A 20,348-nucleotide genomic window follows, 5' to 3' on the forward strand; every position below is an offset into this window, starting at 1 on the left:
GCGGCCCGCCGATAGGCTCAGTGCCCGGTGGGGGAGAACAGCGTCCAGAGCTGCCACAGCGCAAAACTGATGATGGTCAGCGCGGCGATACTGCGCGTGGCACGGTGGCGAATCAAGTGGCTGAGCTGGCGTGCCGCTAGGCCCGTCGCAAGCAGCGCGGGCAGGGTGCCCAAACCAAAGGCACCCATCAATAGCGCCCCTTGTAACGGATCGGCAATGGCCAAGCTCCAAGCAAGCATCGAGTAGACCAATCCGCAGGGTAGCCAGCCCCACAGGGCGCCTAAAGCAAACGCCTGGGGCAGGTACACGACGGGCATCAAGCGCCTGCCGATGGGTTCGATATGGCGCCAAAGCCTGCGCCCTATCGCTTCCACTTTCAATAAGCCTTTCCACCAGTTAGCGATATACAGCGCCATCAACATCAGCATCACCGCCGCGACGACCTGTAGCGCGAGACGCGCCTGAGGCGATAGTGAGATCAAGGTGCCTAGTCCGGCTACCAAAGCGCCAGCCGTCAAGTAGCTCATGATGCGCCCTAGGTTATAGCCGAGCAATAATCCACCCATACGGGCAGGGTGTCGCATGCTGGGTGGCACGGCAAAGGTGAGCGCACTCATGATGCCGCCGCACATGCCAATGCAGTGGGCACCCCCCATCAAGCCAAATACGAAGGCTGCCAGCAGTGGCGGCAAGTCAAGTCCGGTCGGGTTCACGGCGGTGGCTCACGGTCACGGGGTGGCTTGGTGCCTTTTTTGCGCTCGGCGCGCTGTTCGGGGGGGAGATCGTTCTCATCGTCGTCGAACAGAATGCGATGGGCAGGGCCTTCCAAGTCGTCGAACTGGTCATTCTTCACCGCCCAGAAGAAGGCCCACACTGCGAGCCCTAGCAAAATCAGCGACAGTGGAATCAATAAATAGAGAATCGTCATGCGGTCACCGGTCTCGCGGGAGCTGCCTGGGAAACGGTCGAGCTACGCCAGCGGGTCAAGCGCAGCGCATTGCCCACGACCACGAGTGAGCTGAGCGACATGCCAATGGCCGCCAGCCAGGGCGGCACCAACCCCATCGCAGCCAGAGGCAGTGCAGAGAAGTTGTAGCACACCGACCAGATCATGTTTTGACGCATGATGCGTCGCGTCGCGTTGGCAATCTCGATGGCCTCGAAAATACGCATCAAACGTGGGCTGAGCAAGACCGCATCGGCGCGGGTACGCGCCAAGTCGGTGGCACCGTTCATGGCAATGGCTACATCGGCGCCGGCCAAGACCGGCACATCGTTGATGCCATCCCCAATCATCACCACGCGCTCGCCTTGGGCCTGCAGCTCGCGCAGCCGCTCGAGTTTGCCTTCCGGTGACTTGCCCGCGTGCCATACGGGGATATCGAGCTGCTCGGCCAGGCTTTCTACCGCTTCGTGGGTATCGCCGGAGAGTAGCTCCACGGTAAGCCCTTTCGCTTGTAGGGCGGCAACGGTGTGCGCAGCGTCTTCCCGGACACCGTCATGGAGTTTGAACCAGGCGCGTGGTGCATCGTCTTCGCTAAGTAGTAGCCACTGACCGCGGCCAGGCGTGCTGAGTGTTTGGCTCGTTGCAAAATCGGGCTTGCCCAAGCGCCATGTAGCGCCGTCGAGTATGCCCTCCAGTCCGCTGCCGGTAACGCTTTTGACCTGCCGCGCTTGCAGCGTGGCGTCCCTATACGGTCGAAAAGCGCGGGCAATCGGGTGCTCGGAGTGAGCTTCTAGTGCGGCAGCGATCGCGCGTAGCCGTTCGCTGCTCTGCTCGGTTAACGGATGCGTCTGGGTGAGCTGCATCTCGCCACGGGTCAGCGTGCCGGTCTTATCAAAAATCACCCGTGTCACGTTCGAAAGTGACTCAATAGCATCGGCTCGGGTGATCAGGACGCCGCGTTGGCGCAACTGACCATGCCCTGCCGTGAGAGCCGTTGGAGTGGCGAGCGCCAGTGCACACGGGCAGGTGACCACGAGCACCGACAGCAGCACCCAGAGCATACGGGACGGGTCGATGAACCACCACGCCACGGTGACACATGCGGTGACCACCAGTAGGCGTAGAACGAATAGGTGCGCCATTCGCGCTGCCATCTGGGCCAGCCTTGGGCGGCTGGCAAAGGCCCGATCGGTCAAATCCACGATACCCGCCGCGCGCGCATGGCTGCCGGCATGGGTAACCCGCACCGTGAGCGGGTTTTCCATGTTTTGACTGCCGCCCACGACCTGTTCGCCTACTCGGCGAGTGACGGGTAGATATTCGCCGGTTAGCATCGACTCATCCAGGCTGGATTCACCATCTTCTATGATGCCATCGGCGGGCACACCGTGGCCGGGCTTGATGAGCACTCGATCCCCGGGAGCTAGCTCGCTGGCGGGTAGGATGCGTTCGCTGCCGTCCGCCTCCAGTCGGGTAGCAGAAACCGGCAGCACACCACTTAATGCATTGCCGCTGTGGCCGCTGCGCCGCCGCGCGCGTCCTTCCACGTAGCGGCCAAATAGTAGGAAGAAGGTGAACATGGCGACAGAGTCGAAATAGACCTCGCCAACGTTGAACAGTACGGCATAGCTGCTGGCCAGATAGGCACCGCCGATGGCCAGTGAGACGGGCACATCCATGCCCAAGACGCCCGTTTTGAGATCACGAAGGGCGTTGCGGAAAAAGGGTAGTGCTGAGAAGAAGACCACCGGAGTGGCCAACGCGAACGAGAGCCAGTGAAAAAGCGCAAAGAAATCTTCACTGAGTTCCCCAGGCCCTGACACATAGATCGGGATGGAAAACATCATCACCTGCATCATGCCTACCGCTGCCACGATCAACCGGCGCACGTTCATACGCTCTTCGTGCTGCAAGCGCGTTTGGGCGTGGTCGGGCTCGTAGGGCTGTGCCTCGTAGCCGATGGCGGCAAGCTCGGCAAAGAGCTGGGAGAGCTTGATGGCGCTGGGAGCCCAGGAGACGCGTAGGCGGTGATGGGTCAGGTTGACCGCGCTGGAAGCGACTCCTTCGAGTGCGTTCAGGCGGTGTTCGATGAGCCAGGCGCAGGCGGCACAGGTAATGCCGTCGATGGCCAGCGTTGCCCTGACGTGGCCCTCTTCTCCGTCCGGGTGAACGAACTGCGCCTGAAGTCCAGGGTCGTCGAACACGGACCAGGTTTCCGCTTTGGCCGCTTGGCGCTCGTCGGGCCGCTCGGGTAGTTCGGTGCGGTAGCGGTAGTAGCTCTCTAGCCCGCCATCCACAATGGCGTGTGCCACGGCTTCGCAGCCGGGGCAGCACAAGGGGTGGGACGTGTCATCGACGACGATGCGCCATGTCGCCCCGTCAGGCACCTGACTACCGCAGTGGTAGCAGCTTTGCGGGTGGGTGCTCATTCGCTCTCTGACCGCCCTCCCGGTAGCAGCGCAATAGTCTGCTCATTGGGAAAGCGAGCTTCGCCAATGAGACGCCAGTCCGCGTCGTTGCCTTGCTCGGGCTGAATTTGAAGGTACCACCGGTAGCGCAGGTTATCTGGACCTTGCGTGATATAGCGGCCCTCCCGCACGTGCTCCAGTACGAAGGATTGATCGCGATCATCTTCGGTGGGGAAGATCAGATCGAGATAGAGCTTATCTGGCCGAGCGTCCCCAGTCAGGTCGATGACGATATCGCTGGTGAGTGGATCGATGCGCAGATCGGCGCTCAAGTTGAGTTCGCGTGCGCGCTCCTGCTTCGCTAGCACCATGTTGATGGCTTTACCGTGCTCGTAGTAATCCTCCTGAACCACCATGCCGTCGTAGCTTTTGATCGACATGATGGCGAAGCCAGTGCTGAAGAGGATGGACGAAAACAGCAGTCCGAGTAAAAACCACGGCCAGAACTGTTTGTACCAAGGCGGAATGGGGGTGTCGGACATGACGTACTTATCTCCTGATGTCGCTCAAGAACCGCGCTTCACGGGTCTGTTGAATCTGTTCGTCTTGCTGCGCTTGCAGCGTCAAGGTGATGGCGTGGCTAGGCTCGCTCAACGTATCTGGGGTTGCCAGTACGGTAATGACCTGAATGCGCGACTCGCCTGCGGGTACCCGCAGCGAGGTGTTGTCCACCTGTAGGTTGGGGAGCCCGGCGGCGCTGATCACGTAGGTGTGATCTTGCGAATCCAGGTTGCGTACGGTGAGGCTATAAACGTTGCTGATCAGCCCATCGCGAGTGACTTGATAGAGCTGCGTTCGCTCGCGTTCGGCATCGAAACTCAGCGGCGTACGATCGTTCACCGCCCAGGCAAAGGTCGCTATCATCACCAGCAGTGCGACGAAATAGCCGATCAAACGCGGACGCAGGATATGACTCTTTTTACCTTCCAGCGCGTTTTCGGTGGTGTAGCGAACGAGGCCGCGGGGGTAGCCCATTTTGTCCATCACACTATCGCAGGCATCGATACAGGCTGCACAGGTGATGCACTCGTACTGCAGCCCGTCGCGGATATCGATACCGGTAGGACAAACTTGAACGCAGAGTTCGCAATCGATGCAGTCGCCCAAGCCCGCTTCACGAACCTGGGCGTGGTCGAGGGATTTTTTACGATGGCCACGGGGTTCGCCGCGCGCGGCGTCATAGGAAACGATCAGCGTATCGCGATCGAACATCACCGACTGGAAGCGGGCATAGGGACACATATAGATGCACACCTGCTCGCGCAGCCAGCCCGCATTGAGATAGGTGAAGACTAAAAAGAAGCCTACCCAAAAATAGGACCAGCCGTGGGCTTCCAAAGTGGGGAGCTCCGTGACCAGGTCACGAATCGGCGTAAAGTAGCCGACGAACGTCACGCCGGTGGCCAGGGCGATCAGCAACCAGGCGGCGTGTTTGGCGCCTTTGCGCCAGGCTTTATGGGCATTCATTGGTTGGTTATCCAACTTCATGCGCTGATTGCGCGACCCTTCGATGCGATGTTCGAGCCAGATGAACAGAAAGGTCCAGACGCTCTGCGGGCAGGTATAGCCACACCAAACGCGCCCAGCGAAAACGGTAATAAAAAACAATCCAAAGGCGCAAATGATCAGCAGCCACGATAAGAGGATGAATTCCTGCGGATAGAAGGTCGCCGAAAAAATATGAAATTCGCGGCCTGGCAGATCGAACCATACGGCGGGGCGATCCCCCCAGTTCACCCAAGGCAGCAAAAAGAAGCCCAACATGAGCGCCCAGTTGGCGCTGCGTCGTACCTTTTGAAACAGCCCTTTGATCTCACGCACATAGATATGTCGCCGCTTGGCGTACATCTCTTGCGTGGTGGTGTCACCCGGCGTGTGGTGCCCAACGGTTGGCGGCGTAATATCGTGGCTAGGTATTTTTTCCATGGCGGTGATCGCAGCTCAATAGGCAGGAGTGGACATCAGCCCGGCAAACTCGACGTCAACACACAGCGCAGGTTGCGTTGTGCTATGCCGAGTCGTTGTTCGCACATGACTAGCGATAGTGTAACGGATCGTCGGGCGGCTGAGCGGTCGCTAGATGTAGAAAGGGTGCGGTATGTAACCGCACCCCTTCGTTCACGCTTGCGTTAAACGCCTGTCAACGGGACTAGTCGTTGAAGCGCAGGCTATACACGTAAGCGGCGACGAGATGGACGCGTTCCTCACCGATATACGCTGCCTGGGCAGGCATGTGGCCGTTACGGCCGTTACGCAGCGTTTGACGAATCGAGTCGGCCACACTTTGGCCTGGGGCCAAGTAGAGCCACACGTCGTCGGTCAGGTTCGGCGCACCAAGCGCAGTGTTCCCCGTGCCGCTGGGCGTGTGGCACGCCGCACAGGCGGCCAGGAAGGTACTTTCACCACTGGCAGCGCGCTCGGCGTCATGCTCCTCACCGGAGAGTGACAGCACGTACTGAGTCAGGTTTTCGATGTTGTTCTCACCGAGCTGCTGCCAGGACGGCATCAGGCCGTTACGGCCGTTGTTCAGCGTGGTCAGAATGTTCTCGGGTTCGCCACCGTAAAGCCAGTCATCGTCGGTCAGGTTGGGGAAGCCGTAGCCGCCTTGGGCGTTCGAGCCGTGACACACGGCACAGTTGTTCAGGAAGATACGCTCGGCCACCTGCATGGCGTCACCATCACGCGCCAGCTCGGGGATGGGCACTTCCTGATACTGAGCAAAAATGGGCGTGAAGCGCTCTTCGGCCTCGGCCACTTCCTCTTCCCACTGACTCTCCTGGGACCAGCCCAGGATACCGGCATAGTTACCCAGGCCGGGGTAGAGCACCAAGTAGCCGAGCGCAAACACCACGGTCAAGATGAAGAGTTTGAACCACCACTGTGGCAGCGGGTTGTCATACTCTTCGATGCCATCAGCTGCGTGGCCAGTGGTCTCGACATTGCCATCGGCGTCTGGGGTTTTGTCGGTGCGGCGGTTGGCTAGCAAAATCCAAACGCTTAGCGCGATCGTGCCCAGTGTGATGACGATGATCCAGGCGCTCCAGAAGCTGGATAGGGAGTCACCCCATAAATTATTCATCTATTCTTATCTCCCCTGTCGTGGCGGGAATCCGCTTCGTGTTTGGTCGAAGCATGCTTGTCACGGGTCGGCTGCTCATCATCGTCGGCAAAGGGCAGGTTAGCCGCTTCGTCGAAGTCTGGCTTGCGTCGCTTCGAGTAGGCCCAGAAAAAGATGCCAATAAAAGCGAAGATCAAAATCAGCGTGATCAGGCCGCGGAAAGTTCCCGTATCCATAACTTAACGTGTGCCCTCGAGCACGGTTCCTAACTGTTGTAAATAGGCGACCAGGGCAGTGATTTCCTGGGTGCCGCGTACGTCAGCGGTAGCATTGGCGATGTCCTCATCGGTGTAGGGCACGCCGAGCTGACGCAGGGTGCGCATTTTATCCGGTGTGGCTTCGCCGTCGAGGGTACGCTCAAACAGCCAGGGGTAGGCTGGCATGATCGATTCTGGCACCACATCGCGCGGGTTGTAGAGGTGGGCTCGGTGCCAATCATCACTGTAACGACCGCCTACGCGCGCCAGGTCTGGCCCAGTGCGCTTGGAGCCCCACAGGAAATTGTGCTCATACACCTGCTCGCCGGCAACGTTGTAGTGGCCGTAGCGCTCGGTCTCCGCGCGGAAGGGGCGGATCATCTGTGAGTGGCAGCCCACGCACCCTTCGCGGCGGTAGATATCGCGACCTTCCAATTCGAGCGCCGTCAGCGGGCGTAGCCCTTCGACCGGCTCGGTGGTTTGTTTTTGGAAGAACAGCGGAACGACTTCGGCCAAACCGGCAAAGCTGATCACGACCAGGATCAATACGGCGAGTAGGCCAACGTTCTTTTCGACAATCTCGTGTTTCATTGGTCTTAACTTCCCCGGTTTAGGCGGCTTGTGGCGCAGTGAGGCCAATGGCTTCGCGGCGCTTCACGGTCATATACACGTTGAAGGCCATCAAGAGCATACCGGTTACCCAGAAAAGGCCACCCACCATGCGCACGAAATAGCCTGGGCCGCTGGCCTCGACCGATTCCACGAAGGTGTACATTAGCGTGCCGTCAGCATTGATGGCGCGCCACATTAGGCCCTGCATGATGCCGTTGACCCACATGGCGGCAATGTAGAGTACGGTGCCGATGGTCGCTAGCCAGAAGTGCACGGCAATCAGGTTGACGGAGTACATTTCGGTGCGGCCAAACAGACGCGGGATCAGGTGGTACATGGAGCCGATGGTGATCATCGCTACCCAGCCCAGTGCGCCTGAGTGGACGTGACCGATGGTCCAGTCAGTGTAGTGCGATAGCGCGTTGACGGTCTTGATCGCCATCATCGGGCCTTCGAACGTCGACATGCCGTAGAACGACAGCGCGACGACCAAAAAGCGCAGGGTCGGATCGGTGCGCAGCTTATGCCAAGCGCCCGATAGGGTCATCATACCGTTGATCATGCCGCCCCAAGACGGTGCCAGCAGAATGATCGACATGATCATGCCCAGCGACTGCGCCCAGTTCGGCAGTGCGGTGTAGTGTAGGTGGTGCGGGCCCGCCCACATGTAGATCATGATCAGCGCCCAGAAGTGGACGATGGACAAACGATAAGAGTAGATCGGACGCTCAGCCTGCTTGGGTACGAAGTAGTACATCATGCCCAGGAAGCCCGCCGTCAGAAAGAAGCCCACCGCGTTGTGGCCGTACCACCACTGCACCATGGCATCGACGGCACCGGCATAAATGGAGGTGGAGTACATGGGCGTGACGGGGATCGCGGCGTTGTTCACGATGTGCAGAACGCCAACCGTCAAAATGAACGCAGCAAAGAACCAGTTGGCCACATAGATATGCGACGTGGTGCGCTTTTTGATCGTCATCAAGAACACAATCGCATAGCTGATCCACACCACCGCCAGCAGGATGTTGATCGGCCATTCGAGCTCTGCGTACTCTTTGGTCGTGGTGTAGCCCAGCGGTAAAGAGACTACCGCCGACAGGATCACCGCTTGCCACCCCCAAAAGGTGAATGCTGCGAGCTTGTCAGAGAACAGGCGAGTCTGACAGGTACGCTGCACGACGTAGTAAGACGTCGCAAAGAGCGCTGAACCACCAAAGGCGAAAATAACGGCGTTAGTGTGTAACGGACGAAGACGCCCGAAGCTCGTCCAAGGTAGGCCGAGGTTCAGTTGCGGCCAGACCAGCTGGGAGGCAAGGATAACGCCAAGCGTCATACCTACGATGCCCCACACAACGGTCATAATCGCGAACTGCCGAACTACCTTGTAATTGTAGGTCGGGTGTTCCAATGCTGTGCTCATTTCATGTTCCCATCGAACGCGGTTAGGGGGTAACCCGTGGCATTTTGCAATCGCACGCTGCCATCGCATTGTGCACGGGTGCGGCCACCCGCTTGATGATGCAGGTCAAGATCCGGCCTAGATTCTATCGCAGCCGCGCCCTAAGCTGAACACGCCAATGGATGTAACGCTGAATTATTAGGAGAGCAGGGTGTCGTATTACGCCGACCATGGTTTCGAGGCTGTCGCTCCAAATGACCTAAAGGGACGGCCCGCTAGCCCCGCAGTTCAGCGGTTCGTCGTGGAGGGTGTTGGACCGGTGAGCGTTTCGGGAATGCCCGTAGGGGGAAGAATTCTTCTGGCCCATGGTGCTGGTGCAGGTCACCTGTCCGATTTCATGCGGCAATTTGCCGCGATGCTGGTTAGCCAAGGGCTTCAAGTCTGGGCCATCGACTTTCCTTATATGCAGCAGATGAGCGAGCAAGCGAAACGTCGGCCTCCACCGCCCGTGGCGACATCGGTCGATCATTTTGCCGCTTGGTATGACTTGCTCGCGCCGCTGCACGATACGCCACTTTGGTTGGGGGGGAAATCGATGGGCGGTCGAGTGGCCTCGCTGCTTGCCACCCAATATCCTTGCGCAGGCGTCATCGCAGCAGGCTATCCATTTCACCCTCCCAAAAAGCCTGAGTCACTTCGCACCGGCCACTTTTCTCATCTCTCGGTGCCCATGCTCATTCTACAAGGTGAGCGTGACCCATTCGGCACGCGTGAAGAGGTAGCCTGTTATGCGTTACCTGACTCGCTACGCATTCATTGGCTCACCGATGGTGACCATGACTTTAAGCCGCGACGACGTTCTGGCGTCAATCAACAGGTTTTGATTGACGAAGCCGCCATAGTTGCGGCATCCTTCGTCCGCGCTCAGTAAGCGGTTGCCTTGAGTAGGTGCAGCACACTGGTTTAAATCAAAAATTTAAACACGATGTGTTGACATTCAAGCAGGCTTCTGTAGAATGCAGCGCCACGTGACCAGCGGGTGGTTAGCTCAGTTGGGAGAGCACCAGCCTTACAAGCTGGGGGTCACTGGTTCGAACCCAGTACCACCCACCACTTATTTGGTGCCCTGGAAACGTAACGCAGTTAATGATGCATTAGTGGACCGGTAGTTCAGTCGGTTAGAATGCCGGCCTGTCACGCCGGAGGTCGCGAGTTCGAGTCTCGTCCGGTCCGCCATCATCATATAAGCCTGCAGTTGGTTATCGCTATTCGGACCGGTAGTTCAGTCGGTTAGAATGCCGGCCTGTCACGCCGGAGGTCGCGAGTTCGAGTCTCGTCCGGTCCGCCACGATAACTTGATAAGTAGCAATATTGATAAGCAATGAGCTTTCAGTATTTCGGGTGGTTAGCTCAGTTGGGAGAGCACCAGCCTTACAAGCTGGGGGTCACTGGTTCGAACCCAGTACCACCCACCATTCAGTTTCACATTTATGCGCCCCTGAACCGCTTAAATTGTTTGTTGAATGGTTATGTGTCTTATAGTGGACCGGTAGTTCAGTCGGTTAGAATGCCGGCCTGTCACGCCGGAGGTCGCGAGTTCGAGTCTCGTCCGGTCCGCCATTAAGCACTCATCGGCAATCGTTTGATAAAGCCGAACAAATTCCCAAAAGCCCGAATCTATGATTCGGGCTTTTTTATTGCGTGTACACCACACGTTAACGAACAGCGTGCAGTCAATGCGCTGCACGCTGCTGTTACTGACTAGGTAAGCGTTAGGCGATCGCGCTGACGCCTGCTTTGGCAATTTGCACGTCTTGATCTGGCTTGACGCCAGAGATGCCGACAGCGCCGACGACGTGACCATCCACGATGATCGGCACGCCGCCAGATAGCAGACCCTGTAGCGGTGCAGAGACAAACGCCGTACGGCCACCGTTAATCATCTCTTCAAACACTTGCGTCTCCTTACGACCCAGGGCCGCGCTACGCGCTTTTTGGGTAGCAACATCGGCGCTGAACGGGGCAGCACCGTCTAAACGGCGCAGTGCCAGTAGGTGGCCACCATCGTCAGTAACGGCAATGGTGACCGGCCAGCCGTTGTTGTCAGCTTCTTTCTGGGCAGCGTCGAGAACTTGGATAACGTCGGCTTGGCCTAAAACAGCTTTGGTTTGCATCGAAGATTCCTTTTTGTCATCGGGGGTGAAGCGAGGCGCACGACGGTTAGCGTTGTGCCGAGCGCCGCAAGTGTTAGAGGTTTATACCAGGGCAGCGTCCACGACTTCCACCCAGTGACGTACCGGCGTTCGGTTGGCGCTGGCGAGATGCGTCTGACAGCCGATGTTGGCGGTCACGATCACCTCAGGGTTGCCTGCCTCCAGCGCATTCAGCTTGTTATCGCGCAGCTGAGTGGCGAGCTCTGGCTGTGTGACCGAGTAGGTGCCTGCTGAGCCGCAGCACAGGTGAGCATCTTTCACGGGCGTTAGTGCAAAGCCGAGTTTGCTAAGCACGCCTTCCACTGCGCCGTTGAGTTTCTGGGCGTGCTGCAGCGTGCAGGGGCAGTGGAAGGCTAGGCGCTGGTGCTCTTTAAGCTGCAGCGCCTCGAGCGGCTCGTCGCGCAGTATTTCGACGATATCCTTCGCCAGTGCGCTGACTTTTTTGGCCTTTTCAGCGTAGGCGGGGTCGTCCTTGAGCATGTCGGCATACTCTTTGACGAACGCGCCGCAGCCGCTGGCGGTTTGTACGATGGCTTCGGCGCCCTGCTCGATTTGCGGCCACCAGGCATCGATGTTGGCGCGCATCCGCTCGCGGCCCGCCTCTTGGGCATTGAGGTGGAAGTCGATAGCACCACAGCAGCCAGCTTCACTAATCGGTGTGACGCTAATGCCCAAACGGTCGAGCAGGCGCGCCGTGGCTGCGTTGGTGTTGGGCGACAGGCCGGGCTGCACACAGCCTTCTAGAATCAACACCTTGCGGGCATGGCGCTGGCTGTTGGGTCGCTGGCCTGCATCGACCGGTGCGGGCGGCATTTTGCTACGCAGTTTGCCGGGCACTAGAGGCTTGAAGGTTTGCCCTAGCGTTAGTAGCGCTTTGAAGCGTTTCGGGTCCACCAGCATTTTGCGCAGCGCATAGCGCTGGGCGCGCTCGGCGGCTGGTCGCGGCACGCGGCGGTCGATTTCGGCGCGGCCAATGTCCAAAAGTTTGTGGTACTCCACGCCAGAGGGGCAGGTCGTCTCACAGTTGCGGCAGGTTAGGCAACGGTCGAGGTGAAGACGAGTCTCTTCGGTGACTTGGTCATCGTCATCGCGGCTCTCCAGCAACTCTTTCATCAAGTAGATGCGCCCGCGCGGTCCGTCTCGCTCATCGCCCAGTAGCTGATAGGTAGGGCAGGTGGCGTTACAAAAGCCGCAGTGTACGCAGGTGCGCAGAATGCGCTCGGCTTCCTGGATATGCGGTTTCTGGCGGTCGGCATCGGTAAAGTGCGTCTGCATGTCAGCTCTCCTGATTAAAATGCCGCATAAAGACGACCAGGGTTGAAAATGCCGTGGGCATCCAGCTCGGCCTTCAGGTTGCGATGGTACTTCTCGACCACAGGATTCAGTGGCGTAAAGGGTGACTCTGCACCCCCTTGGGCATGCGGGGTATAGCAGGTAGCGTGGCCACCGGCCTTCTGGCATGCATCGCGCAGCGTGTCTGCGGGTAGTGCGGTTTTCACCCAGCGTTGGCTGCCGCCCCAATCATAGAAGATATCGCTTTCATCAACGGCGAGTTCTAGCGCTGGGGTATGGGGCGGTAGCGAGAGGCGCCACAGTGCTTGCTCTTCATTGAGGCTGAAAAAGCCATGCTGCTGGTCACGCAGCTGTTGCCAGAAATCCGCAGATAGTTCTTCACCGCCTAGGCGCTCTTTGGTGGCCTTGACGGAGCTTTCACCGCCTTCCAACCGAATAAAAAGCTCGCCTGCGTGCCATGCCGCAGCGGTGATGGGCAATGGCTGGCGGCCAAGCTCAGAGAGCTTCGCTAAGGCATCTTGCAAGCCCATGTCAAGGCGCAGGCTGTGGCTGGCGGTGGGAATGGGCAGCACCTTAAACGAGATATCGGCCAGCACGCCCAGCGTGCCCTGGGCACCTGCCATCATGCGGGACAGGTCATAGCCCGCCACGTTTTTCATGACTTCGCCGCCAAAGCGCAGCAGTTTGCCCTCTTGGGTAATCACTCGAGTGCCCAGGACAAAATCCCGTGCGGCACCTGCCCAAGGGCGACGAGGGCCGGACATACCGGTGGCCACCGCGCCGCCAATGGTGCTGGCGTCGCCAAAAATGGGCGGCTCGAAAGGCAGCATCTGATGTTTTTCTGCCAGCGCCGCGTTCAGCGCGCTCAGGCGGGTGCCTGCCCGAACCGTGACGACGAGTTCTATAGGGTCGTAAGAGACGATGCCGCTATGGGCAGCGACGCTGAGTTCCGTGCCTTCCACCGGACGACCATAAAAGGCCCGGGTATTGCCCCCCACGATGCGCAGCGGAGTGCGGTCGTGGTAGGCGCTGCGAACCTGTTCGCTCAGCTCAATGGCAATGTCTCGGTCGGCAGCGTGTATCGCTAGTTCGGTCATGGTGGTTCCTTATAGCATCAGAAGCGTGGCAGCTCCGGATGCGGTAACTCGTTGTTATGCACATGCATCGCGCCAAATTCGGCACAGCGCGCCAGGGTTGGAATGTTTTTCCCTGGGTTGAGCAGCCGTTTGGGGTCGAACGCCGCTTTCAGCGCGTGGAAGACCGTCAGCTCATCGGGCTGGAACTGGCTGCACATCTGGTTGATTTTTTCGCGACCTACGCCATGCTCGCCGGTAATCGAGCCACCGGCGGCCACGCATAGCTCCAGGATCTTGCCGCCTACGTCTTCCGCCAGGGCAAGCTGACCCTCTTTGTTGGCATCGAACAGGATCAGCGGGTGCATATTGCCGTCACCCGCGTGGAAGACGTTGGCCACGGGCAGGCCGCTCTCTTCTGAAAGTGCGGCAATGCCTTTCAACACGCGCGGCAGCTCGCGGCGGGGAATGGTGCCATCCATGCAGTAGTAGTCCGGCGACATGCGGCCTACGGCAGGGAAGGCATTCTTGCGCCCGGCCCAGAACTTGGCGCGCTCGGCTTCGTCACGTGCCTGTTGAATGTTAGTGGCGCCAGCCTTTTCCAGTACGCGGCGCACGGTCTCGCAGTCGTCGTCCACGTCGGCTTCCACACCATCCAGCTCACAGAGCAGAATGGCTTCGGCCTCCACGGGGTAGCCTGCCTTGATGAAATCTTCCGCCGCTTTGATGGCGAGCTTATCCATCATTTCCAGGCCACCGGGGATAATGCCTGCGGCAATGATGTCGCCCACCGCGCGGCCCGCTTTTTCCACATCATCGAAGCTGGCCATCAATACCTTGGCGGTTTCCGGCTTGGGCAGCAGCTTCACGGTAATTTCCGTGACCACGCCTAGCATGCCTTCTGACCCGTTCATCAAAGCCAGAAGGTCGAAACCGGGGGCATCCAGGGCTTCAGAGCCCAGCGTCATACGTTCGCCTTCAATGGTCAGGACATCCACGCGCATGACGTTATGCACGGTAAGACCATACTTCAGACAGTGCACGCCGCCTGCATTTTCAGCCACGTTGCCGCCAATCGAGCAGGCAATTTGTGAGGAGGGGTCCGGGGCGTAGTAGAGCCCGTAAGGGGCGGCCGCCTCTGAAATGGCAAGATTGCGCACTCCTGGTTGCACGCGGGCAATGCGCGCGTCGGGGTCAACGGTAATAATTTGGTTGAACCGCGACATGACCAGCAGCACGCCCTGTTCGAGCGGTAGCGCACCGCCGGACAGGCCGGTGCCTGCGCCGCGGGTAACCACCGGTACGCCCAGCGCGTGGCAGCGCTTCAACAGGCCTTCGACCTGTTCCAGCGTTTCCGGTAGCGCCACCAACATGGGCAGCACGCGATAGGCGGCGAGGCCATCGCACTCGAAAGGACGTAAATCTTCCTCGCGATGCAATAGCGTCAAAGAGGGGACAGCGCCTTGCAGGTCGCTGAGTACGTCAGCTTTATCACGGTGGACAAGCTCGCCATCGAGGCGCTCGTCGAAAAGGATATTCATAACGACATCCCTAAGTTTTTATCATTAAAAGTAACGGTAGCGTTGCTTTACCATGGCGCTCAATTTGAGCTTTTTTTGTGCGCCTGTCTAGGTTGTGGTGCAATGGTCTGACCAGTAATTGGTCGATAGTAGGGCGGTGGTAAGTTTGAAGAAGAGCCTGAATGACTTGGTCTTACACAGTTGAGATGGCCAATTGATCCAAGGGAGCGGCGTATGGCGTTTAGCAGAGACGATATCTCCATGGGGCGGCGCACGCCCGAGCATGTGGCTGCTCGCCTGGAAGAGTTGATACTGGAAGGTGTTTTTCGGCCTGGGCAGTTGCTGCCTTCCGAGCGGCGTCTGTGCGAACGACTAGGCGTTTCGCGGGCTTCGCTGCGGGAAGGGCTGCGCATTCTGCGCAGTAAAGCCATTATCAATACCCGCCAGGGTCACGGCTCGACCGTGGCGTCGCTGCTCCCCATGCACCAGCAAAGCCCGCTGATGCACCTGTTTAACGACCATCCGCGTACCCTGTTTGATTTGCTCGAAGTGCGTGCCTTATTGGAGGGAGAATCCGCCTATCTGGCCGCACGGCGGGGAACATCGATGGATCGAGTATTGATCACTCGCCGCTACCGCGAAATGGCGGCGTATGCTGCTGCCTCGCCAGATGAGTTAGAGGTAGAGCATCTGGCTCGACTAGACCATGCGTTTCACCTCGCCATTTCGCAAGCTTCCCATAACCCGGTTTTGGTGCATACCTTACAGAGTTTGACCGATTTGCTGCTCAGCTCCGTGTTTGCTTCGGTAAAGCATCTCTACCATCGGCCTGGTCCTCGCGAGATGATCAATCAACAGCACGCTCGGCTGCATGAGTCGGTGGTAAGTGGTGATGCCGAGCAGGCGCGACAGATTGCGTTGGAACACTTGACCAGTATCAGCGAGCTACTTCGTGAGCTAGAAGCGGAGCATGATCGTTTAGAGCGTTCAGCAATGCGCCTCGAACAGTGGCAATAGCAGGTTAAGCGTTGGCCGCACTCAGGCTGTCATCCTCAATGACGCCTGCCAAGGTGGCCACTTCCAGCTTGTTGCACAGGTGGTCGCGTAAAATTTGCCCAAGTCGTTTACTGTCGCGCTGCTCGAGCGCGGAGATCATGTTCTCGTGATCTTGAACGGCTTGGCTCCAAAATTTTTGGGTCATTTTTTTCGAGTAGCGCACTCGCTTTACGCGCTGACTGAGGTTGCTGTACATCTCTTGCAACACCTCATTACGCGAAGCGGCCAAAATGCTTTCATGGATCTGCTGGTTGATCTCGAAATAAGTGGCCAGATCTCGATGGCGATAGTGTTCGAGCATGGCATCGTGTAAGGCACGTATAGCCGCAATTTCAGCGTCGCTGATGTGCTGGCAGGCGAGCTCGCCGGACAAACCTTCCAATGCTGCCATTAAGTCGTAGGTATCTTTCACTTTTTTGAACGTCAAGCGCACCACCCGCGCACCTCGATTGGGCAGCAGCTCGATAAGCCCCTCTGTGGCCAGCACCTTGAGTGCTTCTCGAAGCGGCGTGCGTGATACGCCGAACCGTTCGCAAAGCTGCTTTTCTGAGATCCGCTCACCCGGGGCCAGTTCACCGTGCTCAATCAGCTCACCAATGCGGTCAGCGACTTCACGATAAAGATTACGCTGTAAAATTTTCGTCATTGTTCTGTCCCTTCTTGTGTATCCGCTTGGTATCCACCAAGCGACGGGTGCCGCTTTGTAAACACCATTTGAACACAAAGCCATACGCTTATATTGGCGACTCTTTGTATGATTCGCAAAAGTAATTATGAATTCAATTGTAGCAAGTCGAGCTATGCTAGATAGGCGGCAGTGACCCAACTGCTCCCCATAACAATCAATAACCATGTAGGAGCCAATGTATGGCAATGAATATTTTCATGTGTAGCGTTCAGTTGAGTCGAGAGCAGGCCAGAGCCATCTTAGACGGGGCGAGGGCACAGGCGAGAAAAGTCGGTCTTCCGCCTCTCACGCTCGTAGTGCTGGATGGAGGTGGCCATCTGGTGGCTGCCGAGCGTGAAGATGGCTGCGCGCCACTACGTTTTCCGGTGGCTCAGGGAAAAGCACACGCCGCACTGGGTATGGGCATTGCCAGCGGCATTATTGGTGAACGCAATATCGAACGCCCTGCGTTTCTTGCTAGCGTTGCAGCGGCTTCGAAAGGGCATTTTGTGCCGGTGGCGGGAGGCGTGCCTATTCTTGATGGAGAGCAATGTGTCATAGGTGCCGTGGGGGTGAGTGGCGCTTCGTCAGAAGAGGATCAGCAAGTCGCCATTGCCGGTATCAAAGCGGCCGATTTGCACTGGGGGTTAGCGCCCGGTGGCGAAGAGCATTAGGCCAACGAGGTGGTCGTTCAAGCAGGCAGCGTTCGTCGAACGCTGCTTTTTTTATGTCATCACTTTTTTTAAATGCTAGGTGTATCAGTAAGTTGACGCTTAGGAGGCTGCTTCAAGACGAAAGTTTAATACCTAATTTTGAATTTTGAATTCAAATTGAAATGGTGAAGACCCAACAACAACAACGGTTCACTTGGAGTACCTCATGAAATTTATCAAGACTGCGCTAGCGGCAGCTGCCGTTACCTTCGGGCTACACGCATCGGTTGCCAGCGCTAACCTCGAGGTGAGGCTTGGCCACGTCGGTGGGCCTGGCTCGCTGTTCGAAATTACTGCTAACCGCTTTGCTGAGCTGGCCAATGAACGCTTGGACGGCGCTGCCGAAGTGAATGTCTATGGCAATAGCCAGTTAGGTAGCGACGAGTCCATGATGCGTCGTCTGCGTCTTGGTTCGCTCGATCTTGCGATTCCCTCAACGGTCATGAGCTCAGAAGCCGAGCAGTTTGCACTGTTTGAAATGCCTTATCTGATTGAGGATCGCGAGCACATGAAACGCGTTCGCGATGAAGTCGTCCGTGGCCCGCTCTATGAGGCGGCCCAAGCCAAGGGCTTTAACATTATTGCCGTGTGGGAAAATGGCTTCCGCCAAATCACCAATAACGTACGCCCTATTACCACTCCTGAAGATCTTGGCGGCATCAAATTACGCACCCCGAGCGGTGTTTGGCGGATAGAGATGTTCCGCAGCTATGGTGCCGCGCCTTCTCCCATGTCGCTCTCCGAAGTATTCGTGGCCCTGCAGACAGGAGCCATGGATGGTCAAGAGAACCCGCTGATTCAAACCTACTCCTCGCGTTTTCACGAAGTGCAAGACTATCTCTCTATTTCCAATCACGTTTATACCCCCGCCTATTTAACCGCCGGTGCCAGTTGGAATCGCCTACCTGACGATGTCCGTAACGTGCTGCAGGAAGTCGCTCTTGAACTCGAAGACTTTGCTCTGGAAGAGGGGCAGCGTCTGGATGATGAGACGTTGGTTCTGATGCGTGATGCGGGAATGGAAGTGAACGAAGTAGACTTCGATGCCTTCGTGGCCGCCTCTCAGTCCATTTATGACACCTTTGCCAATGATGTCGAAGGCGGCCAGGAAATGCTGGATGCCGTCGCTGCCCTGCGCGAATAACCAAGCCATCATCTCGAAGCGGCGTTCCACCTCTTTGGAGGTGGGCGTCTCTTCCTAAAGGAGGTTTCAATGAGCGCTTATACCAAATTCAAGAATGCTTACTTTGCATTTCTTGAAGGTATCGTTGTGGTGTTGGTGATTGCGTTAGCGGGGGTGGTCACCATTGGCTTCGTTTCTCGCTATTTAGGTTCTCCGTTGAGTTGGTATGACGAATTGGCGGCCGTTCTATTAGCTTGGGTAACGTATTACGGGGCGGCTTTGGCGGCCGCTAAAGGGGCTCACATTACATGTCCTAGTGTACTGAATATGTGTCCGCCCTCCATTCGTGTGCCAGTCGCATTACTCGCCGAAGCGATCACCATTGGTTTTTTCATATTTCTGGGGCTGGCGAGCTATCAAGTCATGCTGATTCTCGACGGCATGAACATGGTGAGTCTGCCGGCTATTTCCATGCAAGTGGTGCAGTCGGCCATTCCCATTGCATCGGTGCTGTTCATCATCGCGGAGCTGCTACGGCTACCCGACATAGTGAGAAGTGCCCGCGGCAAAGGCTTCATCGACCACGAGCTTGAAGAGGCCGGTATCGATGCCGACGACATTGAAGCCGTTAGCACCCAGCCGCGAGGATAAGTAACCATCATGATCATTCTCTATATCTTCATTGCACTGATTGCGCTGATCTTGATCAATGTGCCGGTGGCGGTCGCTCTGGCATTGGTGGGGACGATCGCCACCTTCATTACCTACGGCAGCATGGCGATGCCGACGGTGGGTATGACGATGTTCGAGGGGGCAACCAACTTTCCGTTGATTGCCATCCCGCTGTTCATTCTGGCAGGTGCCATCATGAACGCCTCCAGCATCTCGCGACGCTTGATCGATCTGGCCATGGCCATGGTGGGGTTCATCAAGGGTGGCCTGTCGATGGTGACCATCGGTGCGTCGGTGTTCTTTGCCGAAATTTCCGGGTCATCGGTGGCGGGCGTGTCGGCGATTGGCAGTATCTTGATTCCTGCCATGCGCAAGAAGGGGTACTCCAAAGAGTTTGCCGCCTCGATTTCCTCTTCGGCGGCCAGTCTGGCAATTATCCTTCCGCCTTCCATACCCATGATTCTGTACGCGGTCATGTCGGGTGAGTCGGTCGTTCAGATGTTCGTGGCCGGTATCTTTCCTGGCCTGCTGGGGGCGATGGGCTTGGCGGCCATGTGCTACTACCTGGCGCGTAAGTACAACTTCCCCTCTGAAGGTCGTTTCCGGGTGTCGCAACTCTGGAAGGCACTGAAAGAGGCCGTTTGGGCGCTGTTGATTCCGGTCATCATTCTGGGTGGGATTTTCGGCGGCTTCGTGACGGCGACGGAAGGTGCTGCGCTGGCAGTGTGTGTCGCCATCTTCATCAGTGCGGTGGTCTATCGCGAGTTTACCCTCAAGAACTTCATCGACTCGTGCAAAAGCGCGGGTGTGCAAACTGCCGTCGTCATGCTGCTCGTGGCGGCGTCTGCGGTGGTGGGCGGGTATCTGACCGAAACCCGTATTCCTCAGGCCATTGCTTTGCAAATCAGCGACCTGACCAGCAACAAGTATGTGATCCTGGCACTGCTGAACATCATCTTCCTGATTCTCGGTGTGTTCCTGCACTCGGCAGCCGCCATCATTCTGGTCGTCCCTATCGTGCTGCCGCTGGTACTGGAAGTGGGTATCGACCCGCTGCACTTCGGTCTGATCGTCACGCTGAACCTGGCCATTGGGCAGCAGACCCCGCCGGTTGCCAGCGTATTGATTGCCTCCTGCTCCATTGCGAAATCAGACATCTGGGCCACGTCCAGAACCAATCTATGGTTTATTGCCGTACTGTTCACGATTTTGATGATCAATACCTACATTCCTGCCTTTGCCCTGGCACTGGTCAACTTCATCTACGGATAAGGG

At 57.6% G+C, this 20,348-nt stretch carries 20 protein-coding genes and 5 tRNA genes; 11 read left to right on the forward strand and 14 right to left on the reverse strand.

Annotation, left to right across the window (positions count from 1 at the left end):
- Nucleotides 1–17: 17 nt before the first annotated feature.
- The 9 genes from FHJ80_RS07420 to ccoN form a co-directional block, all read right to left on the reverse strand.
- The gene (locus FHJ80_RS07420) at nt 18–713 is read right to left on the reverse strand and encodes a sulfite exporter TauE/SafE family protein (RefSeq protein WP_139526383.1); all 696 of its coding nucleotides are present in this window, start codon (nt 711–713) and stop codon (nt 18–20) included.
- Nucleotides 710–928, reverse strand: coding sequence for a cbb3-type cytochrome oxidase assembly protein CcoS (gene ccoS, locus FHJ80_RS07425; protein WP_139526384.1), 219 nt, complete (start codon nt 926–928; stop codon nt 710–712). Before ccoS ends, FHJ80_RS07420 begins: the two co-directional genes overlap by 4 nt.
- A complete protein-coding gene (locus FHJ80_RS07430; protein ID WP_139526385.1) occupies nt 925–3,375 on the reverse strand; it encodes a heavy metal translocating P-type ATPase in 2,451 nt (816 codons plus the stop codon). Before FHJ80_RS07430 ends, ccoS begins: the two co-directional genes overlap by 4 nt.
- The gene (locus FHJ80_RS07435; RefSeq protein WP_139526386.1) at nt 3,372–3,896 is read right to left on the reverse strand and encodes a FixH family protein; all 525 of its coding nucleotides are present in this window, start codon (nt 3,894–3,896) and stop codon (nt 3,372–3,374) included. Before FHJ80_RS07435 ends, FHJ80_RS07430 begins: the two co-directional genes overlap by 4 nt.
- A gap of 7 nt (nt 3,897–3,903) precedes the next feature.
- A complete protein-coding gene (ccoG, locus tag FHJ80_RS07440; protein WP_139526387.1) occupies nt 3,904–5,340 on the reverse strand; it encodes a cytochrome c oxidase accessory protein CcoG in 1,437 nt (478 codons plus the stop codon).
- Nucleotides 5,341–5,563: 223 nt separating this feature from the next.
- Entirely contained in the window at nt 5,564–6,493 is a 930-nt protein-coding gene (gene ccoP, locus FHJ80_RS07445; RefSeq protein WP_139526388.1) for a cytochrome-c oxidase, cbb3-type subunit III, read from the reverse strand.
- A complete protein-coding gene (locus FHJ80_RS07450; protein WP_139526389.1) occupies nt 6,490–6,708 on the reverse strand; it encodes a cbb3-type cytochrome c oxidase subunit 3 in 219 nt (72 codons plus the stop codon). Before FHJ80_RS07450 ends, ccoP begins: the two co-directional genes overlap by 4 nt.
- A 3-nt stretch (nt 6,709–6,711) precedes the next feature.
- Nucleotides 6,712–7,320, reverse strand: coding sequence for a cytochrome-c oxidase, cbb3-type subunit II (gene ccoO, locus FHJ80_RS07455; RefSeq protein ID WP_139526390.1), 609 nt, complete (start codon nt 7,318–7,320; stop codon nt 6,712–6,714).
- A gap of 19 nt (nt 7,321–7,339) precedes the next feature.
- Complete coding sequence (ccoN, locus tag FHJ80_RS07460; RefSeq protein ID WP_139526391.1) at nt 7,340–8,764, reverse strand: cytochrome-c oxidase, cbb3-type subunit I; 1,425 nt, start codon at nt 8,762–8,764, stop codon at nt 7,340–7,342.
- Between the two features lie 190 nt (nt 8,765–8,954).
- Here ccoN and FHJ80_RS07465 point away from each other — a divergent pair, with 190 nt between their 5' ends.
- The 6 genes from FHJ80_RS07465 (at nt 8,955) to FHJ80_RS07490 (ending at nt 10,363) form a co-directional block, all read left to right on the forward strand.
- Nucleotides 8,955–9,674 carry an alpha/beta fold hydrolase gene (locus FHJ80_RS07465; RefSeq protein WP_139526392.1) on the forward strand — a complete coding sequence of 240 codons (720 nt, stop codon included), beginning with the start codon at nt 8,955–8,957 and terminating at the stop codon, nt 9,672–9,674.
- A 106-nt stretch (nt 9,675–9,780) separates the two neighbouring features.
- Nucleotides 9,781–9,856 (forward strand) — tRNA-Val (locus FHJ80_RS07470).
- A 46-nt stretch (nt 9,857–9,902) separates the two neighbouring features.
- Nucleotides 9,903–9,979: transfer RNA gene (locus tag FHJ80_RS07475), tRNA-Asp, on the forward strand.
- 35 nt (nt 9,980–10,014) lie between these two features.
- A tRNA-Asp gene (locus FHJ80_RS07480) sits at nt 10,015–10,091 on the forward strand.
- A gap of 51 nt (nt 10,092–10,142) precedes the next feature.
- Nucleotides 10,143–10,218 (forward strand) — tRNA-Val (locus FHJ80_RS07485).
- Between the two features lie 68 nt (nt 10,219–10,286).
- Nucleotides 10,287–10,363 (forward strand) — tRNA-Asp (locus FHJ80_RS07490).
- 152 nt (nt 10,364–10,515) lie between these two features.
- On the opposite strand, the gene FHJ80_RS07495 is transcribed toward FHJ80_RS07490, so the two are convergent.
- The 4 genes from FHJ80_RS07495 to glcD form a co-directional block, all read right to left on the reverse strand.
- A complete protein-coding gene (locus tag FHJ80_RS07495) occupies nt 10,516–10,917 on the reverse strand; it encodes a heme-binding protein (RefSeq protein ID WP_139526393.1) in 402 nt (133 codons plus the stop codon).
- 81 nt (nt 10,918–10,998) lie between these two features.
- Nucleotides 10,999–12,231, reverse strand: coding sequence for a glycolate oxidase subunit GlcF (gene glcF / locus FHJ80_RS07500; RefSeq protein ID WP_139526394.1), 1,233 nt, complete (start codon nt 12,229–12,231; stop codon nt 10,999–11,001).
- 14 nt (nt 12,232–12,245) lie between these two features.
- Entirely contained in the window at nt 12,246–13,346 is a 1,101-nt protein-coding gene (glcE, locus tag FHJ80_RS07505; RefSeq protein WP_139526395.1) for a glycolate oxidase subunit GlcE, read from the reverse strand.
- Between the two features lie 17 nt (nt 13,347–13,363).
- On the reverse strand, nt 13,364–14,863 hold the full coding sequence (gene glcD, locus FHJ80_RS07510; RefSeq protein ID WP_139526396.1) for a glycolate oxidase subunit GlcD: 1,500 nt from the start codon (nt 14,861–14,863) through the stop codon (nt 13,364–13,366).
- Between the two features lie 213 nt (nt 14,864–15,076).
- On the opposite strand from glcD, the gene glcC reads away from it, so the two are divergent.
- Nucleotides 15,077–15,859: a transcriptional regulator GlcC gene (glcC, locus tag FHJ80_RS07515; RefSeq protein WP_139526397.1), complete on the forward strand. Its 783-nt coding sequence runs from the start codon at nt 15,077–15,079 to the stop codon at nt 15,857–15,859.
- A 4-nt stretch (nt 15,860–15,863) separates the two neighbouring features.
- Here glcC and FHJ80_RS07520 read toward each other — a convergent pair whose 3' ends face one another.
- Nucleotides 15,864–16,544, reverse strand: coding sequence for a GntR family transcriptional regulator (locus FHJ80_RS07520; protein WP_139526398.1), 681 nt, complete (start codon nt 16,542–16,544; stop codon nt 15,864–15,866).
- Nucleotides 16,545–16,765: 221 nt separating this feature from the next.
- Between FHJ80_RS07520 and FHJ80_RS07525 the strand changes: the two genes are divergently transcribed.
- The 4 genes from FHJ80_RS07525 to FHJ80_RS07540 all read left to right on the forward strand — a co-directional run bounded on the left by FHJ80_RS07525 (nt 16,766) and on the right by FHJ80_RS07540 (nt 20,345).
- Nucleotides 16,766–17,239: a heme-binding protein gene (locus FHJ80_RS07525; RefSeq protein WP_139526399.1), complete on the forward strand. Its 474-nt coding sequence runs from the start codon at nt 16,766–16,768 to the stop codon at nt 17,237–17,239.
- A gap of 205 nt (nt 17,240–17,444) precedes the next feature.
- Entirely contained in the window at nt 17,445–18,422 is a 978-nt protein-coding gene (locus tag FHJ80_RS07530; protein WP_139526400.1) for a TRAP transporter substrate-binding protein, read from the forward strand.
- Between the two features lie 69 nt (nt 18,423–18,491).
- Nucleotides 18,492–19,052 carry a TRAP transporter small permease gene (locus FHJ80_RS07535; protein WP_139526401.1) on the forward strand — a complete coding sequence of 187 codons (561 nt, stop codon included), beginning with the start codon at nt 18,492–18,494 and terminating at the stop codon, nt 19,050–19,052.
- A 9-nt stretch (nt 19,053–19,061) separates the two neighbouring features.
- On the forward strand, nt 19,062–20,345 hold the full coding sequence (locus FHJ80_RS07540; RefSeq protein ID WP_176558224.1) for a TRAP transporter large permease: 1,284 nt from the start codon (nt 19,062–19,064) through the stop codon (nt 20,343–20,345).
- Nucleotides 20,346–20,348: the final 3 nt, after the last annotated feature.

The sequence above is a fragment of the Halomonas sp. BL6 genome (genome assembly GCF_006228115.1).
Lineage (GTDB): Bacteria > Pseudomonadota > Gammaproteobacteria > Pseudomonadales > Halomonadaceae > Vreelandella > Vreelandella piezotolerans.

Excerpts from the sequence above, each read along its gene's own strand:
- ccoS (WP_139526384.1), bottom strand. The coding sequence starts at position 928 with ATGACGATTCTCTATTTATTGATTCCACTGTCGCTGATTTTGCTAGGG.
- FHJ80_RS07430 (WP_139526385.1), bottom strand. The coding sequence starts at position 3,375 with ATGAGCACCCACCCGCAAAGCTGCTACCACTGCGGTAGTCAGGTGCCT.
- FHJ80_RS07435 (WP_139526386.1), bottom strand. The coding sequence starts at position 3,896 with ATGTCCGACACCCCCATTCCGCCTTGGTACAAACAGTTCTGGCCGTGG.
- ccoG (WP_139526387.1), bottom strand. The coding sequence starts at position 5,340 with ATGGAAAAAATACCTAGCCACGATATTACGCCGCCAACCGTTGGGCAC.
- ccoP (WP_139526388.1), bottom strand. The coding sequence starts at position 6,493 with ATGAATAATTTATGGGGTGACTCCCTATCCAGCTTCTGGAGCGCCTGG.
- FHJ80_RS07450 (WP_139526389.1), bottom strand. The coding sequence starts at position 6,708 with ATGGATACGGGAACTTTCCGCGGCCTGATCACGCTGATTTTGATCTTC.
- ccoO (WP_139526390.1), bottom strand. The coding sequence starts at position 7,320 with ATGAAACACGAGATTGTCGAAAAGAACGTTGGCCTACTCGCCGTATTG.
- ccoN (WP_139526391.1), bottom strand. The coding sequence starts at position 8,764 with ATGAGCACAGCATTGGAACACCCGACCTACAATTACAAGGTAGTTCGG.
- FHJ80_RS07495 (WP_139526393.1), bottom strand. The coding sequence starts at position 10,917 with ATGCAAACCAAAGCTGTTTTAGGCCAAGCCGACGTTATCCAAGTTCTC.
- glcF (WP_139526394.1), bottom strand. The coding sequence starts at position 12,231 with ATGCAGACGCACTTTACCGATGCCGACCGCCAGAAACCGCATATCCAG.
- glcE (WP_139526395.1), bottom strand. The coding sequence starts at position 13,346 with ATGACCGAACTAGCGATACACGCTGCCGACCGAGACATTGCCATTGAG.
- glcD (WP_139526396.1), bottom strand. The coding sequence starts at position 14,863 with ATGAATATCCTTTTCGACGAGCGCCTCGATGGCGAGCTTGTCCACCGT.
- glcC (WP_139526397.1), top strand. The coding sequence starts at position 15,077 with ATGGCGTTTAGCAGAGACGATATCTCCATGGGGCGGCGCACGCCCGAG.
- FHJ80_RS07520 (WP_139526398.1), bottom strand. The coding sequence starts at position 16,544 with ATGACGAAAATTTTACAGCGTAATCTTTATCGTGAAGTCGCTGACCGC.
- FHJ80_RS07525 (WP_139526399.1), top strand. The coding sequence starts at position 16,766 with ATGGCAATGAATATTTTCATGTGTAGCGTTCAGTTGAGTCGAGAGCAG.
- FHJ80_RS07530 (WP_139526400.1), top strand. The coding sequence starts at position 17,445 with ATGAAATTTATCAAGACTGCGCTAGCGGCAGCTGCCGTTACCTTCGGG.
- FHJ80_RS07535 (WP_139526401.1), top strand. The coding sequence starts at position 18,492 with ATGAGCGCTTATACCAAATTCAAGAATGCTTACTTTGCATTTCTTGAA.
- FHJ80_RS07540 (WP_176558224.1), top strand. The coding sequence starts at position 19,062 with ATGATCATTCTCTATATCTTCATTGCACTGATTGCGCTGATCTTGATC.